The following is a 24840-nucleotide window of genomic DNA, read 5'->3' as shown; positions in this document are numbered from 1 at the left end:
AGTCGACTATGTCCACCGCTTTTAATGTCATCGCCACGCTGATCGCCAAACCCGGCCAGCACGCCACCCTGGAAACCCTGCTGCGCGGCCTGCTGGAACCGACCCGCCTGGAAGCCGGTTGCGAGCAGTACGACCTGCACCAGGACCTGCAGCACCCCGAGACCTTCTACATGCTCGAGCGCTGGAGCGACGACGCTGCACTGGCCGACCACGACCAGAGCGCGCATATCCAGAGCTTTCGCGCCAAGGCCGCCGATGTGATCGAACACTTCGAACTCAAGCGCCTGAAATTTCTCGCCTGATCCCGCCTTTTTTGTAGGAACGAGCGTGCTCGCGAAAACCCCAACGACGAGGCGCGAAACCAGAAACACCGCGTCATCGTTAACGATCTTCGCGAGCAAGCTCGCTCCTACCTTGACCGTATTCACTTGGAGTCATCATGAAAGCCATCGCCTACTACGCCTCACTGCCGATCACCGATCCAGAATCCCTGCAAGACATCGAACTACCAGCCCCCGTGGCCGGCCCCCGTGACCTGTTGGTGGAAGTCAAAGCCATCTCGGTCAACCCGGTGGACACCAAGGTGCGCCAGAACGTCGCCCCGGAAAATGGCGCCGCCAAGGTGCTGGGTTGGGACGTGGCGGGTGTGGTCAAGGCGGTCGGCAGTGACGTGACGTTGTTCAAGGCCGGCGACAAGGTGTACTACGCCGGTTCCCTGGTACGCCCTGGCGGCAACAGCGAATTGCACACAGTTGATGAGCGCATCGTCGGCCATATGCCCCAAAGCCTGGGGTTTGCCGAAGCGGCCGCATTGCCATTGACCGCTATCACTGCGTGGGAGCTGTTGTTCGAACGTTTGCAGGTGACTGAAGGCAAAGACGATCAAGGCCAGAGCCTGCTGATCGTCGGCGCTGCCGGTGGTGTGGGGTCGATCCTGACTCAGTTGGCCAACCAGCTCACCGCGTTGAAGGTCATCGGCACCGCCTCGCGCCCCGAGACTCACGCATGGGCCAAGGCCCTGGGAGCACACGTGGTGATCGACCACAGCCAGCCGCTGAGCGAAGTGTTGAAACAGGCCGGGCACGGGCAAGTGACCCACGTCGCCAGCCTGACCCAGACCGAGCAACACCTGGACCAACTGGTCGAAGCACTGCAACCCCAAGGCAAGCTGGCGTTGATCGACGATCCCAAGGCCCTGGATGTGAGCAAGCTCAAGCGCAAGAGCCTGTCGCTGCACTGGGAGTTCATGTACACCCGTTCGATGTTCGAAACGCCAGACATGATCGAGCAGCACAACCTGCTCAACCGCGTGGCCGAACTGATCGACGCCGGCACCCTGAAAACCACGGTGGGCGAGCACTTCGGCGTGATCAATGCGGCGAACCTGCGCCGCGCCCACGCCCTGCTGGAAAGCGGCAAGGCCAAGGGCAAGATCGTGCTGGAAGGGTTCTGAAAACGGCTGTCAGTGTCGTCTGTTATCCACGTAGGTAACGGACGACACCATTAGTCAGAGAGTTGATCCTTGTCATATTTATGCGCCCGTTCAGGTTTATATTGGCCGCCTTTGCCACGATTCTTTTACGTGAGGAAGTCAGCAATGAAAATCCTGATAAAAGCGTTAGCAAAATCCCCCGGCAGCCAATGGCAAGTTCGTCTCGACGGCGAGGCCATCACCTTTCGCAGTGAAGCCGAGGCCCGCGCCTTCGCCGACACGCTGCAGGCCCGGATCCAGGCGCCCCATCGCTTCCCTCTCAACCAGCAACGTTCCGCTGGCTGAGCCCAACTTCAGACCTGCGCCTGTACGGCCCTTGCCCTTTGCAGGCGCTGGGTCGCCATGGCAATGGTCACCGCCAGCACCCCGCAGAGGCTGATGACCATGGCCATCGGCATCGCCGTGCCGTCGTGCAACACACCGACCAACGACGCCGCCCCTGCAGCCACACCGAACTGAATGCAACCGAGCAACGCCGATGCGCTGCCGGCCCGAGCCCCCTGCCCGCTCATGGCACAGGCCGAGGTATTCGGCAAAATGCAGCCCAGGCTGGCGATACAGATAAACAGCGGCACCAATAACGGCCATAGTGCCTCAGTGCGCAACGCGGCAATTCCCAACAGCGTCAACGCCGCCGCCACGTACACCCACACGGTACGCGACAACAAAAACGCCGGGCCGCGCTTGGCGAGCAATCTTGCGTTCAGTTGCGCCACCAGGATAAAGCCCGCGGCGTTGGAGCCAAACAACCAGCCGTAATGCTCGGCCGGTACGCCATAGAGCTTGATAAACACGAAGGGGGAACCGGCGATGTAGGCAAACATCCCGGCAATCGAGATGCCGCCGGTCAAGGCATAGCCCAGGTACACCCGGTCTGACAGTAGCGAGCCGTAGCGGCGCAACGAGCCCGACAACGGCTGGCGCGGCTGATTGGCCGGGAAGGTTTCCGGCAACCCGACCGCCACGGCGATGGCCGCCATCACGCTGAACAACGACAACGCCAGGAAAATCGACTGCCAGCCCCACACGCCGACCATCAGGCCACCGGCCAACGGCGCCAGGATCGGGGCCAGGCCGGTCACCAGCATCAGTTGCGAATACACCTTGGCCGAACCCACGGCATCGCATTTGTCACTGACCACCGCCCGGGAAATCACCATGCCCGCACACCCGCCAAGGGCCTGCACGAAGCGTGCACCGATCAGCCATTCCAGGGACGGCGCATACGCACAAGCGAAAGACGCGAGGGTAAACAGGGTGACGCCGCTGAGCAACGGCACGCGCCGGCCAAAGCGGTCGGCCAGCGGCCCGTAGATCAATTGGCCAATAGCCAGGCCCGCGAAATACACCGCCAGGGTCAGCTGGATATGTTTTTCGTCAGTGGCGAAGGCCGAGGCCATTGCCGGAAATCCCGGCAGGTAAAAGTCGATCGCCAACGGCGCGAAGGCGCTCAAGGCGCCCAGAATCAGGATTATGCGAAGGTTCATCAGACACCCAAGTGAGTCGGCAGCTCGACAGTCTAGCCGCGCTTGGGTGCCATGAACATTACGTTAGGTGGCTAACGATCAGAAAATCACGCCAACTTGACGCTGTAGCCTTCCTCGGCAATCAGATCGATCACTTGGTCAGAGGACAGACTGCTTGCCACCCGCACTTCTTTAGCCTTCAAGTCGACCTCCACACTTGCTGCCGAATCCTGGCTCTGTACCGCCTGGGTCACCGCTTTAACGCAATGGCCACAGGTCATTCCTTCAACGCTGAATATTTGCATGACATGACTCCTTTGATGAGGTTGAGCCCAGTGTCGAGCTTGCCATGATGGCAAGGTCAAGTTCTCAGTATTTCTGCCGGGCTGGTATTCGGCGGCGGCGTCGTCCAAGCTTCAACCTCCCTAGCTGTGAACCATGGAGCATTCGCCATGCGCTGGTCGTTTTTTGCCCTTGCCGGCCTGATGAGCTTGCCTGCCGCTGCGCCCCAAGCCCTGGCAGCTGAAGATTATGCGGTGCTGATTATTTCCCGCGAACGCCTGGAAGTGCCGACCCACTGCGAGATCGGCCTGTATATCCAGGACCAACTGGCCGGGCGTCTGTTCCAGGAACAGGCCACCTCCTTCAACCTTCCCCCCGGCGATGTGTCGCTGCGCCTGAAAGTGTTGCCGAGTCAGGCCCCCGGCTGTCTGCCAGGCATGCTCGCGCCTCCCGCGCAGAACATCACCTTGAAAGCCGGTGATGTACGCAAATTACGCATTGCACTGGGCCCGGACGGTATGTACCTCAAAGCGGCGAAACTGGAATACTGAGTAACCCCACGATCGTTCCCACGCTCTGCGTGAGAACGCCTCATCGGACGCGCTGCGTCCCGGGTACAAGGCACTACTTCAACGCCAGGGTGACGCGGAGCGTCACGGGCTGTATTCCCACGCAGAGCGTGGGAACGATCGGCGCAGAGCGTGGGAACGATCGGGCTTGACCTTCCCCACAGGTTAAGGTTGATCCTAGTGGCAACTTCTTCTGGAGGACTGCCCCATGAATGGATCCACCACCTTTGACCTGCCCATCGGCGGCATGACCTGTGCCAGCTGTGCCGGGCGGGTCGAACGCGCGCTGGGCAAAGTGCCTGGCGTGCAACGTGTCAGCGTCAACCTGGCCAATGAGCGCGCGCACATCGAAGTACAGGGCCAGATGGACCCCAGCGTGTTGATCGCCGCCGTCGACAAAGCCGGCTACACCGCCAGCCTGCCCCAAAGCGAAACCGCTACCGACGCCGATCAGGCCCGGCGCCTGCGCCGCGAGCGCTGGTCGCTGGTGGCGGGCGTTCTGCTGGCGCTGCCCTTGGTGCTGCCGATGCTGGTAGAACCCTTCGGCCTGCACTGGATGCTCCCCGCCTGGATACAGTTTGCCCTGGCCACGCCGGTGCAATTCATCCTGGGTGCGCGCTTCTATGTCGCCGCGTGGAAAGCCGTGCGCGCCGGCGCCGGCAATATGGACCTGCTGGTGGCGATCGGTACCAGTGCCGGCTACGGCTTGAGTATCTATGAATGGCTCACCGCCGCCCCAGGCGTGACGCCGCACCTGTACTTCGAAGCCTCGGCGGTGGTGATCGCCCTGGTGCTGCTGGGCAAATACCTGGAAAGCCGCGCCAAGCGCCAGACCGCCAGCGCCATCCGCGCCCTTGAAGCCTTGCGTCCGGAACGGGCGATTCGCGTGCAGGACGGCCGTGAAGAAGACGTCGCCATCAGTGCGTTGAAGCACGGCGACCTAGTGCTGGTCAAACCCGGCGAACGCTTCCCGGTGGACGGTGAGGTGGTGGAAGGCCAGAGCCATGCCGATGAGGCGTTGATCAGCGGCGAAAGCCTGCCGGTGCCCAAACAACCCGGCGACGCGGTCACCGGTGGCGCCATCAACGGTGAAGGCCGCCTGCTCGTGCGCACCCTGGCCCTGGGCGCGGAAAGTGTGCTTGCGCGCATCATCCGCCTGGTCGAAGACGCCCAGGCCGCCAAGGCACCGATCCAGAAACTGGTGGATAAAGTCAGCCAGGTGTTCGTGCCGGCCGTGCTGGTATTGGCGCTGATTACCGTAGTGGGCTGGTGGCTGTATGGCGCATCCCTGGAAACCGCCATCATCAATGCGGTGGCCGTATTGGTGATCGCCTGCCCTTGTGCCCTGGGCCTGGCCACACCGACCGCGATCATGGCCGGCACTGGCGTCGCCGCACGCCACGGCATCCTGATCAAGGACGCCGAAGCCCTGGAGCGCGCCCATGCCGTGAGCGCCGTAGTGTTCGACAAGACCGGCACCCTCACCTCCGGCGCGCCCAACATTGCGCATTTGGCGGCCGTGGATGGCGATGAAGCCCTGTTATTGCAACAGGCCGGCGCCCTGCAGCGCGGCAGTGAGCACCCACTGGCCAAGGCCGTGCTGGATGCTTGTCGCGACAGAGGCTTGGACGTGGCCGATGTGAGCGCCAGCCAATCCCTGACCGGGCGCGGCATTGCCGGTACGCTCGACGGTCGGCCATTGGCGCTGGGTAATCGCCGCTTGCTGGAAGAGACCGGCCTGGACGCAGGCGATTTAGGCCCGCGAGCCAAGGAATGGGAAGCCGAAGGCCGCACCTTGTCCTGGCTGATCGAACAAGGCGCGCAACCCCGTGTGCTGGGGCTGTTTGCCTTTGGCGACACGCTCAAGCCCGGCGCGTTGCAAGCCGTGCAACAACTCAAGGCGCAGCACATCAGCAGCCACCTGATCACCGGCGATAACCACGGCAGTGCACGGGTGGTGGCCGAGGCCTTGGGCATCGACGATGTGCATGCCGAAGTACTGCCCGCCTATAAAGCCGCTGCCGTGGCCGAGCTGAAAAAAACCGGCGTGGTGGCCATGGTCGGCGACGGTATCAACGATGCACCAGCCCTGGCCGCTGCCGATATCGGCATCGCCATGGGCGGCGGCACCGACGTGGCCATGCACGCCGCCGGTATCACCTTGATGCGTGGCGACCCGCGCCTGGTGCCGGCCGCCCTGGAGATCAGCCGCAAGACCTACGCGAAAATTCGACAGAATCTGTTCTGGGCCTTTGTGTATAACTTGATCGGCATTCCCCTGGCCGCCTTCGGCCTGCTCAACCCGGTACTGGCTGGCGCCGCCATGGCCTTGTCCAGCGTCAGCGTGGTGAGTAACGCCCTGTTGTTGAAAACCTGGAAACCCAAGGAATTGGAGGATCAACGCCCATGAACATCGGCCAAGCCGCCCGCACCAGCGGGCTAAGCGCGAAGATGATTCGCTACTACGAATCCATTGGCCTGCTGAAAACCGCCCACCGCACCGACAGCGGCTACCGGGTGTACGGCCACGACGACCTGCACACCCTGACGTTCATCAAGCGCTCGCGAGACCTGGGGTTTTCACTGGAAGAAGTCGGCAAGTTGCTGACCCTGTGGGAGGACCGCCAGCGGGCCAGCGCCGACGTAAAAGCCCTGGCGCGCCAGCACATCGACGAGCTGAACCACAAGATTCGCGAGCTGGGGCAACTGCGCGATACCTTGCAGGACCTGATGGAGCACTGCCAGGGCGATCACCGGCCCGATTGCCCGATCCTCAAGGAGTTGGCAGCGGGCAACTGCTGCGCCTGACAGACAGCACGCAATGATCGTTCCCACGCTCCGCGTGGGAATGCCGCTTTCGACGCTCCGCGTCACGCTTTAGGACGCAGAGCGTCCAGGGATGCATTCCCACGCAGAGCGTGGGAACGATCAGCGTCGCTGTAAGTTACTGCATCCAAGGCGGCGGCGGTGGCTCGTCCGGCACTTTGCTTGGTGGCGCATCATCCGCCGCGCGAATCGCCTGGCGACGCTCTTCATCCAGCCGCGCCGCTTCGATTTCGCGGATCACACCGCCCACATCCGCCAGTTCTTCCGGTTCGTCGAACTCACCGGTCAATACACTGGCCGGGTGCAAGGTGCCGGCTTCATACAGCGCCCACATTTCCTTGGCGTACTTGGTTTTCTTCAACTCCGGGGCAAAACGCCCGAAGTAGGAAGCCATGTTGCCAACGTCGCGCTCCAGCATGCTGAACGCGTGGTTGTTACCCGCCGCATCCACCGCCTGGGGCAGGTCGATGATCACCGGGCCCGTAGGCGTGAGCAGTACGTTGAACTCGGAAAGGTCACCGTGCACCAGGCCGGTGCACAGCATCAGCACGATCTGGGAGATCAGGAAAGCGTGGTATTCGCGCGCCTGGTCCGGCTCCAGCACTACGTCATTCAGACGCGGCGCCGCATCGCCGTATTCGTCGGCCACCAGTTCCATCAACAGTACGCCTTCGAGAAAGTCGAACGGCTGGGGCACACGAACGCCCGCACCGGCCAGGCGAAACAGCGCCGCCACTTCCGCGTTCTGCCAGGCATCTTCGGTTTCTTTCTTGCCGAACTTGGAGCCCTTGGCCATGGCTCGTGCCTGGCGGCTGTTACGGACCTTACGGCCTTCCTGGTATTCGGATGCCTGACGAAAACTTCGTTTATTCGCCTCCTTGTAAACCTTGGCGCAACGCAATTCATTGCCGCAGCGCACCACATAAACAGCTGCTTCTTTACCACTCATCAGAGGGCGCAGCACTTCGTCGACCAGACCGTCTTCGATCAGGGGTTCAATGCGTTTAGGAGTCTTCATCAGCTTTTATTGTGGGTCCTGTATTACCAAACACGCGTGTGGCACTCGTTATACGGCAATCGGCTCGCCGGGGGGAGAGGCTACTGACCTCTGACCCCTTGAGAATGCATTCAATGGGCCAATTTTGTCGGCAATCAGCGTTCGATAATCGCCGTCACGCCTTGGCCACCGGCGGCACAAATGGAAATCAGCCCACGGCCCTTGCCCGCCGCATCCAACAATTTAGCCAAGTTGGCGACGATCCGCCCACCGGTGGCGGCAAACGGATGGCCCGCCGCCAGGGAACTGCCCTTGACGTTGAGCCGGCTGCGGTCGATCGACCCCAGCGGTGCGTCCAGGCCCAGGCGGGTCTTGCAATAGTCGGCGTCTTCCCAGGCCTTGAGCGTGCACAGCACTTGGGCGGCGAAGGCCTCGTGGATCTCGTAGTAATCAAAGTCCTGCAAGGTCAGGCCGTTGCGCGCCAGCAAGCGTGGCACCGCATACACCGGCGCCATCAACAGGCCCTCGGCGCCGTGGACGAAATCCACCGCCGCTGCTTCGCCATCGCGCAGGTAAGCCAGGATCGGCAGGCCGCGCTCCTTGGCCCACGCCTCGCTGCCCAGCAGCACCAGAGAGGCACCATCGGTCAGCGGCGTGGAGTTACCGGCGGTGAGCGTGCCCTTTTCGCTGCGCTCGAAGGCCGGCTTGAGGCTGGCGAGTTTTTCCAGGGTCAGGTCGGGGCGCAGGTTGTTGTCGCGGGTGAGGCCGAGAAAGGGCGTGAGCAAATCGTTGTGCCAGCCTTCGGCGTAGGCCGCCGCCATCTTCTGGTGGCTCTCCAGCGCAAGCTGGTCCTGCTCGGCACGAGGGATCTGCCAAGTCTGGGCCATCAGTTCGCAGTGCTGGCCCATGGACAGACCGGTACGCGGTTCGCCGTTGCGCGGCAGTTCCGGCTTGAGGTGATGAGGACGAAGTTGTAACAGGAGTTTTAATTTATCTGCCAGGGATTTGCTGCGGTTGGCTTGCAGCAGGATCTTGCGCAGCCCTTCATTCACACCAATCGGTGCATCCGAGGTGGTGTCCACCCCGCCGGCAATGCCGCATTCGATCTGGCCCAGGGCAATTTTATTGGCCACCAGCAGCGCCGCCTCAAGCCCCGTGCCGCAGGCTTGCTGAATGTCGTACGCAGGGGTTTGCGGTGACAGGCGCGAACCGAGCACGCATTCACGCGTCAGGTTGAAATCACGGGAATGCTTGAGCACCGCGCCGGCAGCCACTTCGCCCATGCGCAGGCCGTGCAGGTTGTAGCGCTCGATCAGACCCTCCAGTGCGGCAGTCAGCATCGCCTGGTTGCTCGCCGTGGCGTAGGGGCCATTGGATCGGGCGTAAGGAATGCGATTACCGCCAATGATCGCTACACGGCGCAATTGAGTCATGGAAAGCTCCCTTGTGGTGGTGGGTGGAATCATCAAGCCTAGCCTAGGCTCAATCGAACGACTGCCACCCCAGGGTGGTCAACCTTTGAACCCCAGCCTTCGGAGAGCGTTCCATGTCTGACCGTTATATCGACTTCGCCAACTCAAGCCTCGGCCATCGCCTGGTCGCCGCCATTGGCCTGCCGTCACCGGTACGCCTGGAACGCTGGCAAGCCGGGCGCCTGCGCCCGGTCGAAGGTGCGCTGCTGCTGGGCGGTGGCGCATTGGCTACCCAGGTGCTGGCATTTGCCAACCGACTCACCGACGCCGTCTACAGCTACGGCGCCGAAGCCTCGACAGCACCCGCGTGGATTCCAGGACACGGCCCCAAGCTCAAGGCGGTGGTGTTCGATGCCAGCGGTTTGCAGCACACCGACCAGCTCAAGCAACTGCGCGAATTCTTCCAACCACTGCTTAAAAACCTCGACCACAGTGCCCACTTGGTGATCCTTGGCCGGGCGCCGGAAAGCCTCAGCGATCCGTTCGCCGCCAGCGCCCAGCGCGCCCTGGAAGGGTTCAGCCGCTCTTTGGCCAAGGAGTTGCGCAGCGGTGGCGTGCTGCAGTTGCTGTACGTGGGCGACGGTGCCGAAGGCCAGTTGGAGGGCGCGCTGCGGTTTTTTCTCTCGCCCAAAAGCGCTTATATATCGGGCCAGGTGATTCGCCTGTCAGCTTGCGACACACCGGTGCAAGACTGGACGCGCCCCTTGGCCGGGCGCAAGGCGTTGGTTACCGGCGCCGCTCGAGGCATCGGTGCCTCCATCGCCGAAACCCTGGCCCGCGACGGCGCCGAGGTCATTCTGCTCGATGTGCCCCAGGCCAAGGCCGACCTTGAAGCCCTGGCCGCACGCCTGAATGCACGCACGGTGGCCCTGGATATCTGCGCCGAAGATGCCGCACGCCAACTGATCGAGCACCTGCCAGACGGGCTCGACATCCTGGTGCACAACGCCGGCATCACCCGCGACAAAACCCTGGCCAACATGACCCCGGAATACTGGGACGCAGTGCTGGCGGTCAACCTCAAGGCTGCGCAAGTGCTGACCAAGGCCCTGCTCGACAGCGGCACCCTGCAGGACAATGCACGGGTGGTGTTGCTGGCTTCCATCAGTGGCATCGCCGGCAATCGTGGGCAAACCAACTATGCCGCAAGCAAGGCCGGGTTGATCGGCCTGGCTCAAGCCTGGGCGCCGCTGTTGAAGGAGCGTGGGATCAGCATCAACGCCGTCGCGCCAGGGTTTATCGAAACCCAGATGACCGCGCATATTCCCTTCGCCCTGCGCGAGGCCGGGCGCCGCATGAGTTCCCTGGGCCAAGGTGGCTTGCCCCAGGACGTGGCCGAAGCCGTCGCCTGGCTGAGCCAGCCGGGTTCCGGTGCGGTCAGCGGCCAAGCGCTGCGGGTGTGTGGGCAAAGTCTTCTGGGAGCGTAAGCATGCAATGGCAAACGTTGGACAGCACCCCACCTCTACTGCCGCTGTATTGGCGTGCGGCGCTCAAGCGCAAGATCACCGGCAGCTCACTGCCCGAACGTGGGTTGCGCTGCCGGATGAATATCAACCCCAGCGCCGTTGCCGCGTACCGCAAGGTGTGCGGTTTTGCTGACAGCCCGATGCTGCCGGCGACTTATCCGCATATCCTCGCGTTCGGCCTGCAACTGCAACTGCTGACGGACAAGAGCTTTCCGTTTCCGTTGCTGGGGTTGATCCACCTGCGCAATCGCATCCGTATTCATCGCCCGTTGGGTGGCGTGGGTGACGTGAGTGTCGGTGTCTACGCACGTAATCTCAGCCCCCATCCCAAGGGGGCCACCTTTGACATCGTGACGGTTGTCGAGGATGCCCTTGGGCTCTTGTGGGAGGGCGAAAGCCAAATGCTATGTCGGGGCGTAAAGGTTGAAGGCGAAGCGGCGGACAGCGGATCGCAGACTCCAGGAACGCTTACCGAACTGACGCGCTGGAAAGCCCCCCCTGATATTGGCCGACGCTACGCCCGAGTGTCTGGCGACTACAACCCCATCCACCTCAGTACCCCGACCGCGAAGTTGTTCGGTTTTCCCCAGGCCATCGCCCACGGGTTATGGAACAAGGCGCGCACTCTCGCGGCGCTGGCAGAACACTTACCGGCCGCCAATATTGAAATCGACGTCGCGTTCATGAAGCCGGTGCGCCTGCCCAGTGAAGTGATATTGATGAGCAGCGCGGCCGGTTCCAGCGGGACGTTGGAACTCAAAGGCGCTGGGGATATACAACATATGTTGGGGCAGTGGCAGCCGACTGCCTGAAAACCCTGATTAATTGTATATATACACCCTAAGTTATAGCGGACCTTACGAGGTCCGTCTTTATTTACAACACTTTGATTTTACTAATATAAAAATCCTGAAACACCCTTCCATTACACCTTTGGCATTAGTCATTAAGCCGACGATGGCCGGATGTATATAAATCGTTAATACCAAGTTGAGCGTTGCGTGAAAGAGTGCCCTCGCCTGAGATAGCCACACGGACAAACCTATCGTTATCCGAAGAAGTAACGAAGGTTTGAAACAACCAAGGTTGTACCAGGTGCAAGGAACTCAATCATGAAAACTCAAGTCGTGTTTTGGAAAGCAAGTACCGCGCTGGCCCTGATTCTGGCAATGAGCCTGGGCGGCTGCAGCAGCGGTGGTGGCGGGCATAAATCCAGCGTGGCGGCGTCATCGCCGGATGCAGGTGCAGGTGCAGGTGCAGGTGCCGGAGGCGGTACTGGTGGCGGTGATGGCGGTACAGGCGGTGGTACCGGTGGTGGCACAGGCGGCGGTGACGGCGGCACTGGCGGCGGCACCGGCGGCGGCACTGGCGGCGGCACCGGCGGCGGGACTGGCGGCGGCACCGGCGGCGGTACTGGCGGCGGCACCGGCGGCGGTACTGGCGGCGGCACCGGTTCGACAACCACCCCACTGGTCACCGGCCAGATTGCCGGCACCCTTGGCACCACTGTGGGCAATGTCGGTACAGCGGTCGGTAACCTGGGTTCGACGTTGAATGGCGTACCCATCGTCGGCGCAACCGCTGGCGGCCTGGTCACCTCGGCAGGCACCGCTGTTAACAGCATCGGCACAGGTGTGACCACCGGCTTGGGCTCACTGGGCACCAACACCAACTCCCTGGGCACTACGGTGGCAGGCGTAGGTAATGGCGTGGCCGACCTGGGCGGCGGCCTCTCGACCACCGGCCAAACACTGTCAACCACTCTCGGCGGAATACCTGTGGTCGGCGGCGCGACAGGCGGAGTGGGTACTGCGGTAGGTGGCGTCGTGGATAAGGTCGGCACCACCGTCACCATGCTCGGCGATACCCTAAGTACGGCCAGCACCACCGGCCCGCTGGGTTCGTTGACCAACACCTTGGGCAGCAAAGTCGTGGTGCCTGTGGTGTCGCTGGTGGAAAACACCACCGGCAACCTGGGTAACGCAACCGGCCTGGGCACTCCACTCAATGGCGTACTGGATAAGGTCGGCTCGACCGTCACCAGCTTGGGTACTCAAGTCGCCAGCACGGGCGGCACGGGCAACCCGGTCACCAGCGTTGTCGGCACCGTGCTCACTGGCGTCGGTGGCACCCTGGATAAATCAGGTGGTTATGTCGCCCCAACCGGTGGCACCTCGGCTCCCGGCATTCCGGAACTGGTGGGTGGCCTGGTGGCTAACGTGGGTACCGGCCTGAACGTGGGCAATACCAACGGCACAGTCAGTGCAGCGGGTGTGACCGGTGGTGCAGTAGGCGGCACCGTTGCGTCGCTGGGCACTGTGCTGGGTGGCACAGGTGTAGCAAACACCGCAGCCACCGCACCGGTCGCCACCGTAGCGGCCAATGTCGGCGCAGCGCTCAACCCTGTGACCAGCGGCGTCACCAACCTGACCCAAACCATCGGCACCACGACCGGTGTGGGTGTTCCGGTCAATGGTTTGGTCACTCAAGTCGGCGGCGCTGTGAGCAGCGTGGGCACTAACTTGACGGCAGCCAATGCCAACCCGATCACCAACGCGGTAGGCACCACCGTCACAGCGGTCGGCGGCACCGTCGCCTCGGTGGGTGGCCTGGTAACCGGCGGCGCGACTGGCGGCACCAGCGGTGGTTTGCTCGGCGGCCTGAATATCGGCACCACCGCCACAGCAACCGGCACTGCCACCACCACGGGCGGCACTACGGCCACAGGCGGTCTGGGCGGTTTGTTGAATGGCCTGACCGGCAAATAGAAATGCACCTGGCCGATTAGACGGCCTCCCCTACAGCGCCTACGCTTGGTTGAGACGAGAGACCTTTAATAAGTCTCTCGTCTTTTTTATGGGCAGCGACACCTGTGATCAGTCGCCGCCCTCCCGAACCGAGTCCCAGAACCCGGCGGGCCCGAAGCGCTGCTGCAGTTGACCATGGAGTGTCCTATGCGCGTGTTGACCCCGTTGTTATTGCTCACCCTCAGTGCTTACGCCCAGGCCGAGACCCTTCCCAGCTTTCTTAACAGCAACGACACTGTCCGCACCCTGCCGGTACCCAACCTGCCCGCGGACGCCTACCGACCACCCACGTCGAAAACCCAAGTACCCGAGGCGCCGCCGACTGCAGGCCAGCCGCTGTTGATGGACACCAAGGTCACTATTCGAAAGTTGCAGATCGAAGGCGGAACGGTCTACCCGCTCGCCGAGACGGCGCAGGTGTATGCGCCGTTGATTGGACGTGAAACCAACCTTGCGCAACTGATTGAAGCGACCCGTGGCATCACCCGCCGTTATCAGGAGGATGGCTACCTGCTGTCCTACGCCTTCCTGCCGCAACAGAACTTCGAAAATGGCCTGGTCCGCGTGGTACTGGTGGAAGGCTACATCAAGGACTATCAACAAACCGGCGACATTGGTTCGGTGTCGGCCTACGTCGATAAACTCGCGCAAAAGCTCCTGGCCGAACGCCCACTGACTCGCAAGACCTTCGAGCGCTATACCACGCTGATGAGCCGCATCCCCGGCCTCAGCGTACAAGCGCAAGTACCGCCGCCAGGCACCACCGATGGCGCCACGCACATGCAGATCCAGGCCAGCCGCAAACCTTTCACCACCAGCATGAGCCTGGTGCAGAAAAGCCGTGGCGGCACGCAAGCGTTGCTGAGCGCCACCAGCAATTCCCAGACGTCCATGGGCGAGCAGCTCAGCATCAGCGGCCTGTTCCCACCCGGCGAGGACAAAGAGCATTACTACCGCGTGGACTACAACCAATTCATCAATGCCGAAGGCACCCAACTGGCGCTCGCCGCCGAGCGCTATCGCGCCGACCCCAGCAGCAGCGTGCAACTGGACGGCGGTTTCGAACTCAAGCCGCACCAGTCCATCGACCGCTACTCCATCGGCCTGAGCCACCCGTTCATTGCCTCCCCGACCGAGTCCTTCACCCTGGGCACACGCCTGTACGCGGTCGACCAGACTACGCGCTATAAACTGGTGGGTTACCCGCTGCGTTTCGACATCGAATCCAACCTGCGCGCCCTGGCCTTCGAAGGTGATTGGCGCAAAGCCGACGCGCGACGCCTACGCATCATCAGCGGTGGCCTGTACCAGGGCATCGATGGTCTGGGCGCCAAGGCCCGCAGTGACCTGGACGTGGCTAAACCCGACCTCGACTTCTTCCGCCTGCGCCTCTCCGGCGTGCAAAGTGACAAGTTCTTCGACAACTGGCAAGGCGTACTTTCCGGCGCGCTGTACTGGAGCAACAACACCCTGCCCGACAGCGAACGCGCCACCTTCGGGGGGCAAAATTTCGGCCGCGGCTACCCGGACGACCAAGGCTCGGGCGACAAGGGCTGGGGGGTGGCGTACGAGGTCAACTACAGCTTCAACCGCGCCGGCAACTGGGTGAAAATCCTGCAACCCTACGTAGTGGTCGATCGCGCCAAATCCTGGTTCAACGACCTGCCGGTCAAGGCCAACGACATGTCGTCGGCGGCGGTAGGTTTACGCTTTGGCGACAACAAGTATTACAACATCGCGCTGGAAGCGGCCAAGCCAATGTCGGATATCGCCCTGGACAGCTTCAATCGCAGGCCTCGGTATACGCTGAGCTTCAGTTATCAACTGTGACGAGGGCACCTGTAATCAATGTGGGAGCGGGCTTGCCTGCGATGGCACTCTTCGGGTCGACCCTACAATTGGGTTGGAATGAGTACATATCTCGGTTACCTGCCATACCGCCTTCGCGAGCAACCCCGCTCCCACAGTTGGGTTTCGGAGTGTCAGGCAGTTAGTCGTTGACTGTTCGGCCATCATCGCAGGCAAGCCAGCTCCCACATTTAATAAGCGGTGCAGGCCCGTTACCGACCAGGTGTAGAGAGGGGAAACAGGCTGTTGAGGGTATCGAGCAAGCGCACCAGGTAGATCGGCTTGCGAAACAAGTCCAGCACCTGCAAGCGCAGCATATCGCTGACATCGTCCATTTCTGCATGGCCAGACATCACGATCACAGGCAAATGCGAGCGTGAGGTATGTTCGCGCAGGCGCTTGATCAAGGAGATACCACTTTCCTCGGGCATGCGCAGATCGGTGATGACCAGGGCGATATCAGGGTGAAGTGTCAATTCTTGCAAGGCGAAGGTGACGGAGGTCGCGGTGAAACAGACGAACCCCTCGTTTTCGAGGGATTCGGCCAACTCCACCAGCGCATCCTCCTCGTCGTCCACCAATAGGATTTGTTGGCGGGATGACGAAGGGTGGGTCATGGGCGGTACCTGATAAAAAGAATCACCGGAACGAAAGAATACCGCAATGACGGCTAAGTCGCCGCTGGCAGCGCATCGGACACTTGCTCGAAGATGCCTTTTATCTTATCGCCAAGCCCAGTACCAATACCGACGATCACCAACGCAACTATCGCGACGATAATCACATATTCAATAGCCGACGCCCCATCTCTGCGGCGCAGGAATAACTGAGCGTGAACATAAAATTTCAAGAACAGGTCAAGGATCATGTTGAGATCTCCTTCATGCGCCACAAAGCGCCGATACAGCTGGCCCGCACAATGATTGCCGTGTGCCACTAGAGCATTGTCAACAAATTTAACACTCACAACTGTAAGAATGAATTAATCATAAAGTATTAGTGGCTTCATGCGCCCTGCAAGTCCGTTGTTTAAAGGCCCGATGCTAAAAACATCAATAAATTTTTCGTTCGGTAATGGCATTTCGTCCTAGCTGAGCTACCTTCAAATAGCCAAATCGTTAGTTGTTCATCACAGCCCAGTTGCGAATTTAACTCGTTTGGATTAACGGGAATAAAAGTAGTGCAACAGGATAGGGAGCGCCGTCATGAACAGTCGCATCAGCATGGTCCTGGCTGGCTTGCTGCTTATCGGAGCCCTAGTGGCAGGGTATTGGGGCCTGGTGCTCAGCCGTCCACCGGCACCTGCCGTAGCACCCTCGCCACAACCTGTCATTTCCGTGGAAAAAACCGTTGCGGTCGTGGAAGACCAGACCCGCCAGCCCGTCGTGGTACTGGTGCACGCGGTTGCGCCTTTTGTGCCCCTCACCGCTGCCGATGTAGCCGTGGAAAAACTGCGCACCGTGCCGGCAGGCAGCCTGACCAGCGTTGACCAGGCCATCGGTCGTACGCCTTTGCGGGTCCTGGGTGCCGGCACCTGGCTCAATGATGAAAGCTTCACCGCCGGCGGCCCCCTGGCCCGCATGATTCGTGCGGATGAACGCGCGCTCGCCGTCGCCGTCGACGAGGTCATCGGTGCCGGTGGCCAGTTGAGCCCCGGCGACTACGTGGATGTCTTGTTGTTCTTGCGCCAGGACAATGCCAATGCCGAGCAATCGGCGCAGGTGGTCATCCCGGCGATTCGCCTGCTCAGCGTCGGCGACCAACTGGGTTTGGCCAACGACGGCACCCCGGCAGTACCGCCACCCGCCACCGCCGAAGAACGCGCCCAGGCCGCTCAACGTCGCACCGCCGCGCGCAGTGTGGTGCTGGCGGTGCCCGAACAATTGCTGAGTCGGTTGATGCTCGCTTCCCAAGCCGGCACGCTGCGCCTGGCCGTGCGCAGTGCCGACGAACAATTGCTCAGCCGCTACTGGGCCGGTGAAAGCGACACCCCGGACAAGGTGCAAAGCGCCAACCGCGACCTCTACCAATTCACCCAATTGGCCCTCAGCGGCCCGCCGAAAAAAATCACCCCTGCGGTGGCCGTCACCGGCCAGCGTCGGGGTATCGAAGTGATTCGCGGCGCGGCGGCAGCACAACCTACCCCCTGATTGAACAAGGATGCCTTGAATGAGCCAACGCTACGCTCAATTGGCCTTGGCCTTGATGCTGCCGTGCCTGCCCCTGGGCATGGCGATGGGCGCATCGGGCAGCTGCAACGCCCTGGGCCAATTGCCCGCCGTGATCGAGGTAGGCGAAGGCTTGCAGACCGAGCTGCAGTCGCCGGTAGCGATTACGCGCCTGGCTATCGGCGACCCGAAAATTGCCGATGTGCGGGTCAACGGCGACCGCCATTTCCTGCTCACTGGCGTCGGCAGCGGCGCTACCAGCCTGATGGTGTGGACCGGCTGCTCGACCACGCCGCGCCAGAGCATGGTGTTCGTCAAGGGCAAGGCTACTTCGGCGCTGACCAGCCAATCGCTGTCGCCCTCCGAAGACCCGACGCTGCCCAGCCAGGTGCAGACCGATATTCGTTTTGTCGAGGTCAGCCGCACCAAGCTCAAGGAAGCCAGCACCAAGATCCTGGGCATGGGTAAAAACTTCTTCCTCGGCAGCCCCGACTTGCTGTCCCCGTCAGAGGGCATTTTCAAATTGCCGGTGAGTGCCGACAACTTCAACATCGGGTTTGGCGGTGGCCGGGTCAAGGCACTGATCAACGCCCTGGAAAGCAGCGGTTTCGCCTATACCCTGGCGCGCCCGAGCCTGGTGGCCATGAGCGGCCAGAGCGCGACCTTCCTGGCCGGCGGCGAAGTGCCGATTCCGGTGCCCAGTGCCGGCAGCGATACCATCACCATCGAATACAAGGAGTTCGGTATTCGCCTGACCCTCACGCCCACGGTCATCGACCACAACCGCATCGCCCTGAAAGTCGCCCCGGAAGTCAGCGAGCTGGATTACAGCAACGCGATCCGAATCCAGAATATCCAGGTGCCGGCCCTGACCGTCCGGCGCACCGACACCAGTGTGTCACTGGCCGACGGTGAAAGCTTTGTGATCAGCGGCCTGATCAGCAGCACCAACCGCTCCACCATCGCCAAGCTCCCGGGCCTGGGCGATATCCCGATCCTTGGTGCGTTTTTCCGCGACTCCAATATCCAGAGCGAAGAGAAAGAACTGCTGATGATTGTCACGCCGCATCTGGTCCAGCCACTGGCTGCCAATGCGCAGTTGCCGTCGCTGCCCGGCGAAAAACTGCGCACCTATGATCCGAACTGGTTCCGCCTGTTCTTCCTGGAAAACGGCAACTTCGACCGTCGCAGTGGACTTTCCCAATGAGCGATAGCCTGAGCCAGACCTTCCTGGCAATCACCCGTAACAGCACCGACCTGGAATGGCTCCAGGGTGCCCTGGCCCCTCTTGGCCAAGTGATCAACGTGGGCGGCGGCAGCCTGGATGAATTGCTGGCACTGGTGGACGTGACCTTCGCCAACCTGGTGTTCGTGGGCCTGGACCGCGAGCACCTGGTAGCCCAGAGCGCCTTGATCGAAGGCGCCCTGGAAGCCAAGCCGATGTTGGCGGTGGTGGCCTTGGGCGACGGCATGGACAACCAGTTGGTACTCAACGCCATGCGTGCCGGCGCTCGGGATTTTGTCGCCTATGGTTCACGCTCCAGCGAAGTGGCCGGGCTGGTGCGGCGCCTGAGCAAGCGCTTGCCGCCCAGCGCGCCGAACGCCCATCTGGGCGGCCTCACCGTGCTCTACGGTGCCCAGGGCAATACCGATGGCGCCCTGCTGGCGAGCCACCTGGCGATGGTGGTGCAAAAGAGCGGCCAGCAGACGCTGATGCTCGACCTCGGCTTGCCCAGGGGCGACAGCCTGGCACTGCTGGGCCTGGACAGCACCTTCAATTTCGGCGACGCCTTGCGCCACCTGCGACGCCTGGACGCCACCCTGATCAACAGCGCGTTCACCAGCACCGACGACGGCCTGCGGATCCTCGCCTACGCCGCCAGCGATGACCCCTTGGAAATGACCAGCGCCGCCGAGCTGTACATGTTGCTCAGCGCCTTGCGCCAGCACTTCCAGCACATCGTGGTCAACCTCACCGGGCAAGCGGACAGCGAAGCCCTGCGCACCTTTGTCAGCCACTGCGACAAGCTGCTGTGGTGCACCGACCAGTGCGTACTCGACTGTCGGCGCAACCTGGCGATGCTGAACCTGTGGCGCGAAAAAGGCATGAAGCTCGACCATGCCAAGCTGCTCGTCGATCGCTACGTCAAAGGCTGCGCCCCCGGCACCGAAGCCCTGGAAAAAAGCTTTGGCCTGGAGTGCATCGCCGTGCTGCCCCTGAGCCCCGAAGTGCGCCTGAACGCCAAGAACCAAGGGCAAAGCCTGTTCACCCTGGCCCCCCGCGAAGCCTTGACCCAAGCCCTGCGCCACCTGGGCGAGCGCCTGGCCAAACGCACCGAAGGACTGGATAAACCTTCGACGCGCTGGTTCGAACGCCTGCTGGGAGCGAGTCGATGAACGGCGAAAAACTCTTCGGCGCACCGGCCCGTGGAAGTGCCGCGCACAACGATCACGACGGCCTGAAACTGGTGCTGCATCGCTACATCATCGATGCCATCGAAGAATCGGGCCAGAACCTGCTGGAAGGCTCGCGCCAATCCCTGGCGCAATTTGTCATCGACAAAGTGGCCGAATACATCACGCGCATGCACCTGGCGATTTCGCGCTATGAGATGGAGCGCTTGGCCGAGGAAATCGTCGATGAGCTGACCGGCTTCGGCCCGCTGGAAGTACTGCTGCGCGATGTGTCGATCACCGAGATACTGGTCAACGGCCCGCACAGGGTGTTTATCGAGCGTGACGGAGTACTCCACCAGAGCGACCTGCGCTTTATCGACGCGCACCATGTAGAACGCGTGATGCAGCGCATTCTCGCGCCCCTTGGAAGGCGCCTGGATGAGTCGTCGCCGATGGTCGATGCGCGCTTGCCGGATGGCAGCCGGGTCAATGCGATCATCCCGCCGATTGCCTTGGACGGCCCGTGCCTGTCGATCCGTAAATTTCGCAAGGACATGCTCAAGAGCAGCGACCTGGTGGCGATGCAAACCATCGACCACAACATCTTCGAGTTCTTCCAGGAGGCGGTGGGCAAGCGCTGCAATATCCTCATCAGTGGCGGCACCGGCACCGGCAAGACCACGCTACTCAATATCCTCAGCCAATTGATCAACCCCCACGAACGCCTGGTCACCATCGAAGACGTCGCCGAGCTGCAACTGGGCCACCCCCACGTGGTGCGCCTGGAAACCCGCCCGCCCAATGCCGAGGGGCATGGCGAGGTCAAGGCCAGCGACCTGATTCGCAACGCCCTGCGGATGCGCCCGGACCGCATCATCCTTGGCGAGATCCGTGGCGTCGAAGTGCTCGACGTGATGACGGCCATGAACACCGGCCATGACGGTTCCATGAGCACCGTGCACGCCAACAATGCCCAGGACGCGTTGCTGCGCCTGGAAACCCTGGTGGGCCTGACCGGTCGGGTGGTGGCGGAGAAAACCCTGCGGCAGATGATCTGTGCCGCACTGGATGTGGTGGTGCAACTGACGCGCCTGCCCGATGGGCGCCGTTGCGTCAGCGAGGTGGTGGAAGTGGTGGGGGTGCGCGACGACGTGTATGTCACCAACACCCTGTTCCGCCTCGACCGCCGTACCGGTTTCGGCTTTCTGCGCGAAGCGCTCAACCCGGCCGGCGACAAGCTGCGGCGCGAATCGGCATTGCCGTTGTAGAGAGGGCTCATGACCGGACTTGTCTTGCTGCTCATTTGCATCCTGCTGATCAGCCTGTCCGTCTGGCTGTTCCAGCGAGGGTTGCGCCAGGCCGGTACCGACCGGGTGCTGGAGCGGCTCAGCGACGGCCAGCCGGTGCCCCAGGAGCCGAACGGCAGCTGGGTCGCGCTGGAGCGCATGTTCCAGCGCGCCGGCCTGGGCAAGCCCACCGACCGCCTGGGTTTGTGGCTGAGCGGCTGGGCGCTGGGCATGTTGCTGGGCTATCTGCTGGCCGGCGGGCTGGGACTGTTGGCCATGCTGATCCTGCCGCTGCTGCTGCTGCGGGTGTATATCGCCTGGCGCTACCAACGGCGAGTGCAGCGCATGGTCGAACAATTACCGCAGCTGCTGGACCACAGCGTGCGCAGCCTCAAGTCTGGGCGCACCCTGGCGGACGCTGTGCTGGGCGCGATCGACAGCACCGAAGCGCCGCTCAAGCAGGCCATGAGCCGCATCCAGCGCAACGTGCAAATGGGCGTGAGCCTGCCGGAGTCGGTCAGCGACTTTGCCGAGTTTTACGAGCGCGATGAATTCCGCCTGTTTGCTCTTGGCCTGAAGGTCAACCACCGCTACGGCGGCAACGCCAGCGAGCTGCTGGAAAACCTGATCAAGATGATCCGCGAGCGCGAACAGGGTGCGCGCCAACTCAAGGCCATGACTGGCGAAACACGCATGACCGCCTATGTGCTGGCGGGTTTGCCTATCGTCATGGTCGGCTACTTCCTGATGGTCAACCCGGGCTACCTGATGAGCATGTGGAATGACGGAACCGGGCGCCACCTGCTGCTGGCCGCGGTGGCGCTCGACATCACGGGCACCTTCGTCATGTGGCGCATGTTGCGGAGTATTTGAGATGGCCATCCTGATTTGCATCCTGTTGTCGCTCGCCGCCGTCGCCTTGATCGTCGGCAACCTGCTAGAGCAAAGGCGCCGACAACGCCTGGTCAGCCAACGCCTGCAAGGCCAACTGACCCGCGAGGACAAACTCGGCAGCCTGATGCGCCAGTTGGGCGCCAGCACCGTGGCCCAGCGCTCGGTCAGCCTGGACAACGAAACCCAGACCCTGCTCAACCGAGTCGGTTGGCGTAAAACCAACCAGCGCTCCATGTTTGCCGCTTTCCAGATCGGCGTGCCCATCGTGTTGCTGGGCTTGACCCTGCTCGGCCAACAGCTGCTGTTTCCCCATGCCGGCTCACCCTGGATTGCCCCGGCGATTGCCCTGGGCATCGGTTACTTGCTGCCCAAACGCATCCTCGCCCTCAGTGCGAAATACCGCCAGGAGCGTATCGCTCGGGAAATCTCCACCTTCATTCCGTTACTGCGCATCCTGTTCGAATCCGGCATGGCAGTTGAGCAATCGCTGCGGGTGTTGAGCACCGAAGCCCAGCGCTTGCTGCCAGACCTGACCCATGAACTGCGCCTGATCCTGGCAAGGGTCGACTCGGGCCTGGAACTGTCCGAAGAGCTGGGCAAGACCGCACGCCTGTTGGCCGTGGATGAGTTCACCGACACCTGCATCATCCTTCAGCAGTTGATCCACCAGGGCGGCGGCGCGATGAAATCCTTGCTGGCCCTCAAGCAGTTGCTTGACGACCGCCGCCTGACCCGCCTGCAGGAATACATCTCGAAGATGTCCGCGAAGATGTCCGTGGTGATGATGGTGTTCCTGTTTCCCGCCTTGCTGATCGTGCTGGGGGGGCCGGCCATGATCGCCATCTCCCGAGCCTTGAATAACTTTTGAGGAGCCTGCCATGAAACCACTGATCGTCGCCTTGAGCCTGCTGATGCTGGGCGGTTGTGCCAGCAACGGCCAGGTTCCGTGGGCCGGGTTGCTGGCGCCGGGCAGTTGCCCCAAGCCCAGCTCGGACCAGGAGCTGTCGCTGAACCTGGCCGATGACATGGCCAACGAAGGCAAGCTGCACGCCAGCCTTGCCAACCTGCAGAACCTGCCCAGCGCCCTGCCCCAGGTTCGTCAGCGCCAGGCCCGTGCCTATCGCTTGCTAGGCCGTCCTGACGCCGAGCCGTTGTACCGCAGCCTGCTGGGCACCTGCCTGGCCGCCGACGGTGAGCACGGCCTAGGGCAACTGGCGTCGGCCAAGGGCGACAACGGCCAGGCCATGGCTCACCTGCAACGCGCAGCACGGCTGGCGCCCACCGACGAAAAAATCCGCAACGACCTGGGCGTGGTGTACCTCGATCAACGGCGCCTTGAAGACGCGCGCTTTGAATTCATGACCGCCATCGAACTCAAGCAGAGCGATCAATTGGCGGCGGTCAACCTGGTGACCTTGCTGATCTATCAGGACAACTGGGAGCAAGCCGCGAAAGTGGTCGGCCAACTCGGGTTGAGCCCTGATCAGGTGACCCGAGCCCAGGCACGGGCGCAACACCTCAAGGACGCTGGCACGGCACCGCAGCGCCCAGTCAAAGATCAGGTAGCGGCGGTCAGCGATACGCTGCCGGCCTCTGTGAAATAAGGAGTCGATGATGAAATTCCAATACCTCGCCGGCCTTGCATGCCTGGCCCTGCCCCTCCTCGCTTCGGCCATCGAAGCGGGGCCGTCTTCACCCCGGCAGGCCGAAACGGAAAACTGGATGGCACTGCAACTGAGCGGGCGCGCAGCCTCGGCCAACCCCCAGAAAACCACGCCGGCAGAACGCGAACAGGCGCTCAAGCGCTGGCTGGACAGCAACAAGCACCCGATTCCGGAGTTCTTTGATCAGAAAATAGGCGGCACTGCGCAAAGTGGAAGCAAGTAAAGCTACTGTGGCGAGCAAGCTTGCTTGCGCTGGGGAGCGAAGCGCCCCCAAGAAAAGCCGACTCCAGCTGCGCTGTCGAGCGGGAGCAAGCTCCCTCGCCACAGAAAGATGGCTCCTGCAAGGTTTGCTTGGGCCTTTAGTGCGCAGTCACCCGCTGGCGCATCGCCGAGTTGCTCGGTGACAACGCCAGCGCCAACTGCGTGCGGTTGTGCATATGGGTCAGGCGCAGCACCTGGGACACGTACAGCTTCACCGTGTTCTCGGTAATCCCCAATTCACAGGCAATCTGGTAGTTGGTCTGGCCCTTGCCCACCAGGCGAGCCACATCCAGCTGGCGCGGTGACAGCTGATTGAAAATCGCCGGGATCTCCAACGGCCCGGCTTCATCGGCCGATGGGTCCCCGTCATGGTCCTGGAGCGTCGGGTTGCGACGCACTTTGTCCAAGTCCATATACAAGTCATTGATCGACTCGGACAGGTACTGCAACTTCTGGTTGAGCGTGCCCAGCTGCAGGTCTTTTTGCCGTTCCTCCAACGCCGCTTCCTGGCGCTTGAGGCCTTCGAGCAATTCATCGAGGTTGATCGGCTTCTGGTAGTAATCGGCGATGCCCGCACGCAGGGCTTTGATCACATCCTGTTTGTCGGCACGACCGGTGAGCATGATCGCTTCGAACGCACGATGTTTGCCGGCGATCCGTTGCAGCGCCTGGACCAGTTCGATGCCGTCCATGTCCGGCATATGCAGGTCACACAGCACTAAACCAATCTGAAGGTCTTCGCCAAAACGCTGGACCGCTTGCTGGCTGGACTCGCACGGGACACAACGGTACCCGCTGCTTTCAAGAAATTCACAGAGTTCCTCCACGATCAATGGTTGATCGTCGACAACGAGCACTTTTACTGCAGACGTAAGCTTGTTCACGCGCTACTCCATGCCTGGCAAGCCAAATGATGACCTATCCTTTCTGACGAAAACTCCTACA

At 61.9% G+C, this 24840-nt stretch carries 25 protein-coding genes; 18 read left to right on the top strand and 7 right to left on the bottom strand.

Features of this window, described 5'->3' with window-relative positions; translation table 11 throughout:
- Positions 1–8: 8 nt before the first annotated feature.
- The 3 genes from BT204_RS06075 (at position 9) to BT204_RS06065 (ending at position 1777) form a co-directional block, all read left to right on the top strand.
- Complete coding sequence (locus tag BT204_RS06075; RefSeq protein ID WP_003188253.1) at positions 9–302, top strand: putative quinol monooxygenase; 294 nt, start codon at positions 9–11, stop codon at positions 300–302.
- Positions 303–439: 137 nt separating this feature from the next.
- On the top strand, positions 440–1453 hold the full coding sequence (locus BT204_RS06070; RefSeq protein ID WP_034125902.1) for a zinc-binding alcohol dehydrogenase family protein: 1014 nt from the start codon (positions 440–442) through the stop codon (positions 1451–1453).
- A gap of 144 nt (positions 1454–1597) precedes the next feature.
- Positions 1598–1777 (top strand): hypothetical protein, encoded by a 180-nt coding sequence (locus BT204_RS06065; RefSeq protein WP_014716767.1) that lies wholly within the window; start codon positions 1598–1600, stop codon positions 1775–1777.
- 8 nt (positions 1778–1785) lie between these two features.
- On the opposite strand, the gene BT204_RS06060 is transcribed toward BT204_RS06065, so the two are convergent.
- Together BT204_RS06060 and BT204_RS06055 are read right to left on the bottom strand one after the other, a co-directional pair.
- Positions 1786–2979, bottom strand: a complete 1194-nt coding sequence (locus BT204_RS06060) for a multidrug effflux MFS transporter (RefSeq protein ID WP_057977734.1) — start codon at positions 2977–2979, stop codon at positions 1786–1788.
- Between the two features lie 86 nt (positions 2980–3065).
- Complete coding sequence (locus tag BT204_RS06055) at positions 3066–3263, bottom strand: heavy-metal-associated domain-containing protein (RefSeq protein ID WP_072445975.1); 198 nt, start codon at positions 3261–3263, stop codon at positions 3066–3068.
- 147 nt (positions 3264–3410) lie between these two features.
- Here BT204_RS06055 and BT204_RS06050 point away from each other — a divergent pair, with 147 nt between their 5' ends.
- The 3 genes from BT204_RS06050 to cueR all read left to right on the top strand — a co-directional run bounded on the left by BT204_RS06050 (position 3411) and on the right by cueR (position 6617).
- Positions 3411–3791, top strand: coding sequence for a hypothetical protein (locus BT204_RS06050; RefSeq protein ID WP_034125899.1), 381 nt, complete (start codon positions 3411–3413; stop codon positions 3789–3791).
- A gap of 226 nt (positions 3792–4017) precedes the next feature.
- Complete coding sequence (locus BT204_RS06045; protein WP_072445973.1) at positions 4018–6219, top strand: heavy metal translocating P-type ATPase; 2202 nt, start codon at positions 4018–4020, stop codon at positions 6217–6219.
- A complete protein-coding gene (gene cueR / locus BT204_RS06040; RefSeq protein ID WP_003188242.1) occupies positions 6216–6617 on the top strand; it encodes a Cu(I)-responsive transcriptional regulator in 402 nt (133 codons plus the stop codon). The genes BT204_RS06045 and cueR overlap by 4 nt, the downstream gene beginning before the upstream one ends.
- 136 nt (positions 6618–6753) lie before the next feature.
- On the opposite strand, the gene BT204_RS06035 is transcribed toward cueR, so the two are convergent.
- Both BT204_RS06035 and BT204_RS06030 read right to left on the bottom strand, forming a co-directional pair.
- On the bottom strand, positions 6754–7653 hold the full coding sequence (locus BT204_RS06035) for a PA4780 family RIO1-like protein kinase (RefSeq protein WP_014716761.1): 900 nt from the start codon (positions 7651–7653) through the stop codon (positions 6754–6756).
- Between the two features lie 134 nt (positions 7654–7787).
- On the bottom strand, positions 7788–9065 hold the full coding sequence (locus BT204_RS06030) for an acetyl-CoA C-acetyltransferase (protein WP_072445971.1): 1278 nt from the start codon (positions 9063–9065) through the stop codon (positions 7788–7790).
- 113 nt (positions 9066–9178) lie between these two features.
- Between BT204_RS06030 and BT204_RS06025 the strand changes: the two genes are divergently transcribed.
- From BT204_RS06025 to BT204_RS06010, 4 genes are all read left to right on the top strand, one after another.
- Complete coding sequence (locus BT204_RS06025; RefSeq protein ID WP_054896414.1) at positions 9179–10531, top strand: 3-oxoacyl-ACP reductase; 1353 nt, start codon at positions 9179–9181, stop codon at positions 10529–10531.
- A gap of 2 nt (positions 10532–10533) precedes the next feature.
- A complete protein-coding gene (locus BT204_RS06020) occupies positions 10534–11382 on the top strand; it encodes a MaoC family dehydratase (protein ID WP_072445969.1) in 849 nt (282 codons plus the stop codon).
- Between the two features lie 300 nt (positions 11383–11682).
- A complete protein-coding gene (locus BT204_RS06015) occupies positions 11683–13338 on the top strand; it encodes a collagen-like triple helix repeat-containing protein (RefSeq protein WP_083544051.1) in 1656 nt (551 codons plus the stop codon).
- 186 nt (positions 13339–13524) lie between these two features.
- Positions 13525–15207: a ShlB/FhaC/HecB family hemolysin secretion/activation protein gene (locus tag BT204_RS06010; protein WP_072445967.1), complete on the top strand. Its 1683-nt coding sequence runs from the start codon at positions 13525–13527 to the stop codon at positions 15205–15207.
- A 230-nt stretch (positions 15208–15437) separates the two neighbouring features.
- On the opposite strand, the gene BT204_RS06005 is transcribed toward BT204_RS06010, so the two are convergent.
- Both BT204_RS06005 and BT204_RS06000 read right to left on the bottom strand, forming a co-directional pair.
- Entirely contained in the window at positions 15438–15842 is a 405-nt protein-coding gene (locus BT204_RS06005; RefSeq protein WP_034125891.1) for a response regulator, read from the bottom strand.
- 53 nt (positions 15843–15895) lie between these two features.
- Positions 15896–16093 carry a Flp family type IVb pilin gene (locus BT204_RS06000; RefSeq protein WP_034125890.1) on the bottom strand — a complete coding sequence of 66 codons (198 nt, stop codon included), beginning with the start codon at positions 16091–16093 and terminating at the stop codon, positions 15896–15898.
- Between the two features lie 337 nt (positions 16094–16430).
- Between BT204_RS06000 and cpaB the strand changes: the two genes are divergently transcribed.
- Genes cpaB through BT204_RS05960 form a run of 8 tightly spaced genes read left to right on the top strand, consistent with a single transcriptional unit; the run spans position 16431 to position 23857 of the window.
- Entirely contained in the window at positions 16431–17375 is a 945-nt protein-coding gene (cpaB, locus tag BT204_RS05995; protein ID WP_072445965.1) for a Flp pilus assembly protein CpaB, read from the top strand.
- A 19-nt stretch (positions 17376–17394) separates the two neighbouring features.
- Positions 17395–18600 (top strand): type II and III secretion system protein family protein, encoded by a 1206-nt coding sequence (locus BT204_RS05990; protein WP_034125888.1) that lies wholly within the window; start codon positions 17395–17397, stop codon positions 18598–18600.
- Positions 18597–19790 carry a CpaE/TadZ family protein gene (locus tag BT204_RS05985; protein WP_034125887.1) on the top strand — a complete coding sequence of 398 codons (1194 nt, stop codon included), beginning with the start codon at positions 18597–18599 and terminating at the stop codon, positions 19788–19790. The genes BT204_RS05990 and BT204_RS05985 overlap by 4 nt, the downstream gene beginning before the upstream one ends.
- Positions 19787–21058 carry a TadA family conjugal transfer-associated ATPase gene (locus BT204_RS05980; protein WP_054896410.1) on the top strand — a complete coding sequence of 424 codons (1272 nt, stop codon included), beginning with the start codon at positions 19787–19789 and terminating at the stop codon, positions 21056–21058. Before BT204_RS05985 ends, BT204_RS05980 begins: the two co-directional genes overlap by 4 nt.
- 9 nt (positions 21059–21067) lie before the next feature.
- Positions 21068–21949 carry a type II secretion system F family protein gene (locus tag BT204_RS05975; protein WP_054896409.1) on the top strand — a complete coding sequence of 294 codons (882 nt, stop codon included), beginning with the start codon at positions 21068–21070 and terminating at the stop codon, positions 21947–21949.
- Between the two features lies 1 nt (position 21950).
- Positions 21951–22838 (top strand): type II secretion system F family protein, encoded by an 888-nt coding sequence (locus BT204_RS05970; RefSeq protein ID WP_072445963.1) that lies wholly within the window; start codon positions 21951–21953, stop codon positions 22836–22838.
- 10 nt (positions 22839–22848) lie between these two features.
- Positions 22849–23574: a tetratricopeptide repeat protein gene (locus BT204_RS05965; protein ID WP_034125883.1), complete on the top strand. Its 726-nt coding sequence runs from the start codon at positions 22849–22851 to the stop codon at positions 23572–23574.
- A gap of 10 nt (positions 23575–23584) precedes the next feature.
- Complete coding sequence (locus tag BT204_RS05960; protein ID WP_034125882.1) at positions 23585–23857, top strand: DUF3613 domain-containing protein; 273 nt, start codon at positions 23585–23587, stop codon at positions 23855–23857.
- Between the two features lie 136 nt (positions 23858–23993).
- On the opposite strand, the gene BT204_RS05950 is transcribed toward BT204_RS05960, so the two are convergent.
- Positions 23994–24779 carry a response regulator transcription factor gene (locus BT204_RS05950; protein WP_034125881.1) on the bottom strand — a complete coding sequence of 262 codons (786 nt, stop codon included), beginning with the start codon at positions 24777–24779 and terminating at the stop codon, positions 23994–23996.
- Positions 24780–24840: the final 61 nt, after the last annotated feature.

Origin of the sequence: Pseudomonas sp. NFPP02, from assembly GCF_900119355.1 — a bacterium.
Classification (GTDB): Bacteria; Pseudomonadota; Gammaproteobacteria; order Pseudomonadales; family Pseudomonadaceae; genus Aquipseudomonas; species Aquipseudomonas paracarnis.
Note: the sequence above shows the minus strand (reverse complement) of the source record. Positions and strands in the feature narration are given on the sequence as shown.

What these genes read in the sequence shown, in the direction of transcription:
- BT204_RS06025 (WP_054896414.1), top strand. Translation starts at nt 9,179, where the DNA reads ATGTCTGACCGTTATATCGACTTCGCCAACTCAAGCCTCGGCCATCGC.
- BT204_RS05960 (WP_034125882.1), top strand. Translation starts at nt 23,585, where the DNA reads ATGAAATTCCAATACCTCGCCGGCCTTGCATGCCTGGCCCTGCCCCTC.
- BT204_RS06070 (WP_034125902.1), top strand. Translation starts at nt 440, where the DNA reads ATGAAAGCCATCGCCTACTACGCCTCACTGCCGATCACCGATCCAGAA.
- BT204_RS06075 (WP_003188253.1), top strand. Translation starts at nt 9, where the DNA reads ATGTCCACCGCTTTTAATGTCATCGCCACGCTGATCGCCAAACCCGGC.
- BT204_RS06035 (WP_014716761.1), bottom strand. Translation starts at nt 7,653, where the DNA reads ATGAAGACTCCTAAACGCATTGAACCCCTGATCGAAGACGGTCTGGTC.
- BT204_RS05965 (WP_034125883.1), top strand. Translation starts at nt 22,849, where the DNA reads ATGAAACCACTGATCGTCGCCTTGAGCCTGCTGATGCTGGGCGGTTGT.
- BT204_RS06000 (WP_034125890.1), bottom strand. Translation starts at nt 16,093, where the DNA reads ATGATCCTTGACCTGTTCTTGAAATTTTATGTTCACGCTCAGTTATTC.
- BT204_RS06010 (WP_072445967.1), top strand. Translation starts at nt 13,525, where the DNA reads ATGCGCGTGTTGACCCCGTTGTTATTGCTCACCCTCAGTGCTTACGCC.
- BT204_RS05975 (WP_054896409.1), top strand. Translation starts at nt 21,068, where the DNA reads ATGACCGGACTTGTCTTGCTGCTCATTTGCATCCTGCTGATCAGCCTG.
- BT204_RS06015 (WP_083544051.1), top strand. Translation starts at nt 11,683, where the DNA reads ATGAAAACTCAAGTCGTGTTTTGGAAAGCAAGTACCGCGCTGGCCCTG.
- BT204_RS05985 (WP_034125887.1), top strand. Translation starts at nt 18,597, where the DNA reads ATGAGCGATAGCCTGAGCCAGACCTTCCTGGCAATCACCCGTAACAGC.
- BT204_RS06055 (WP_072445975.1), bottom strand. Translation starts at nt 3,263, where the DNA reads ATGCAAATATTCAGCGTTGAAGGAATGACCTGTGGCCATTGCGTTAAA.
- BT204_RS06020 (WP_072445969.1), top strand. Translation starts at nt 10,534, where the DNA reads ATGCAATGGCAAACGTTGGACAGCACCCCACCTCTACTGCCGCTGTAT.
- BT204_RS05970 (WP_072445963.1), top strand. Translation starts at nt 21,951, where the DNA reads ATGGCCATCCTGATTTGCATCCTGTTGTCGCTCGCCGCCGTCGCCTTG.
- BT204_RS06065 (WP_014716767.1), top strand. Translation starts at nt 1,598, where the DNA reads ATGAAAATCCTGATAAAAGCGTTAGCAAAATCCCCCGGCAGCCAATGG.
- BT204_RS05990 (WP_034125888.1), top strand. Translation starts at nt 17,395, where the DNA reads ATGAGCCAACGCTACGCTCAATTGGCCTTGGCCTTGATGCTGCCGTGC.
- BT204_RS06060 (WP_057977734.1), bottom strand. Translation starts at nt 2,979, where the DNA reads ATGAACCTTCGCATAATCCTGATTCTGGGCGCCTTGAGCGCCTTCGCG.
- cpaB (WP_072445965.1), top strand. Translation starts at nt 16,431, where the DNA reads ATGAACAGTCGCATCAGCATGGTCCTGGCTGGCTTGCTGCTTATCGGA.
- BT204_RS06050 (WP_034125899.1), top strand. Translation starts at nt 3,411, where the DNA reads ATGCGCTGGTCGTTTTTTGCCCTTGCCGGCCTGATGAGCTTGCCTGCC.
- BT204_RS06045 (WP_072445973.1), top strand. Translation starts at nt 4,018, where the DNA reads ATGAATGGATCCACCACCTTTGACCTGCCCATCGGCGGCATGACCTGT.
- BT204_RS06005 (WP_034125891.1), bottom strand. Translation starts at nt 15,842, where the DNA reads ATGACCCACCCTTCGTCATCCCGCCAACAAATCCTATTGGTGGACGAC.
- cueR (WP_003188242.1), top strand. Translation starts at nt 6,216, where the DNA reads ATGAACATCGGCCAAGCCGCCCGCACCAGCGGGCTAAGCGCGAAGATG.
- BT204_RS05980 (WP_054896410.1), top strand. Translation starts at nt 19,787, where the DNA reads ATGAACGGCGAAAAACTCTTCGGCGCACCGGCCCGTGGAAGTGCCGCG.
- BT204_RS06030 (WP_072445971.1), bottom strand. Translation starts at nt 9,065, where the DNA reads ATGACTCAATTGCGCCGTGTAGCGATCATTGGCGGTAATCGCATTCCT.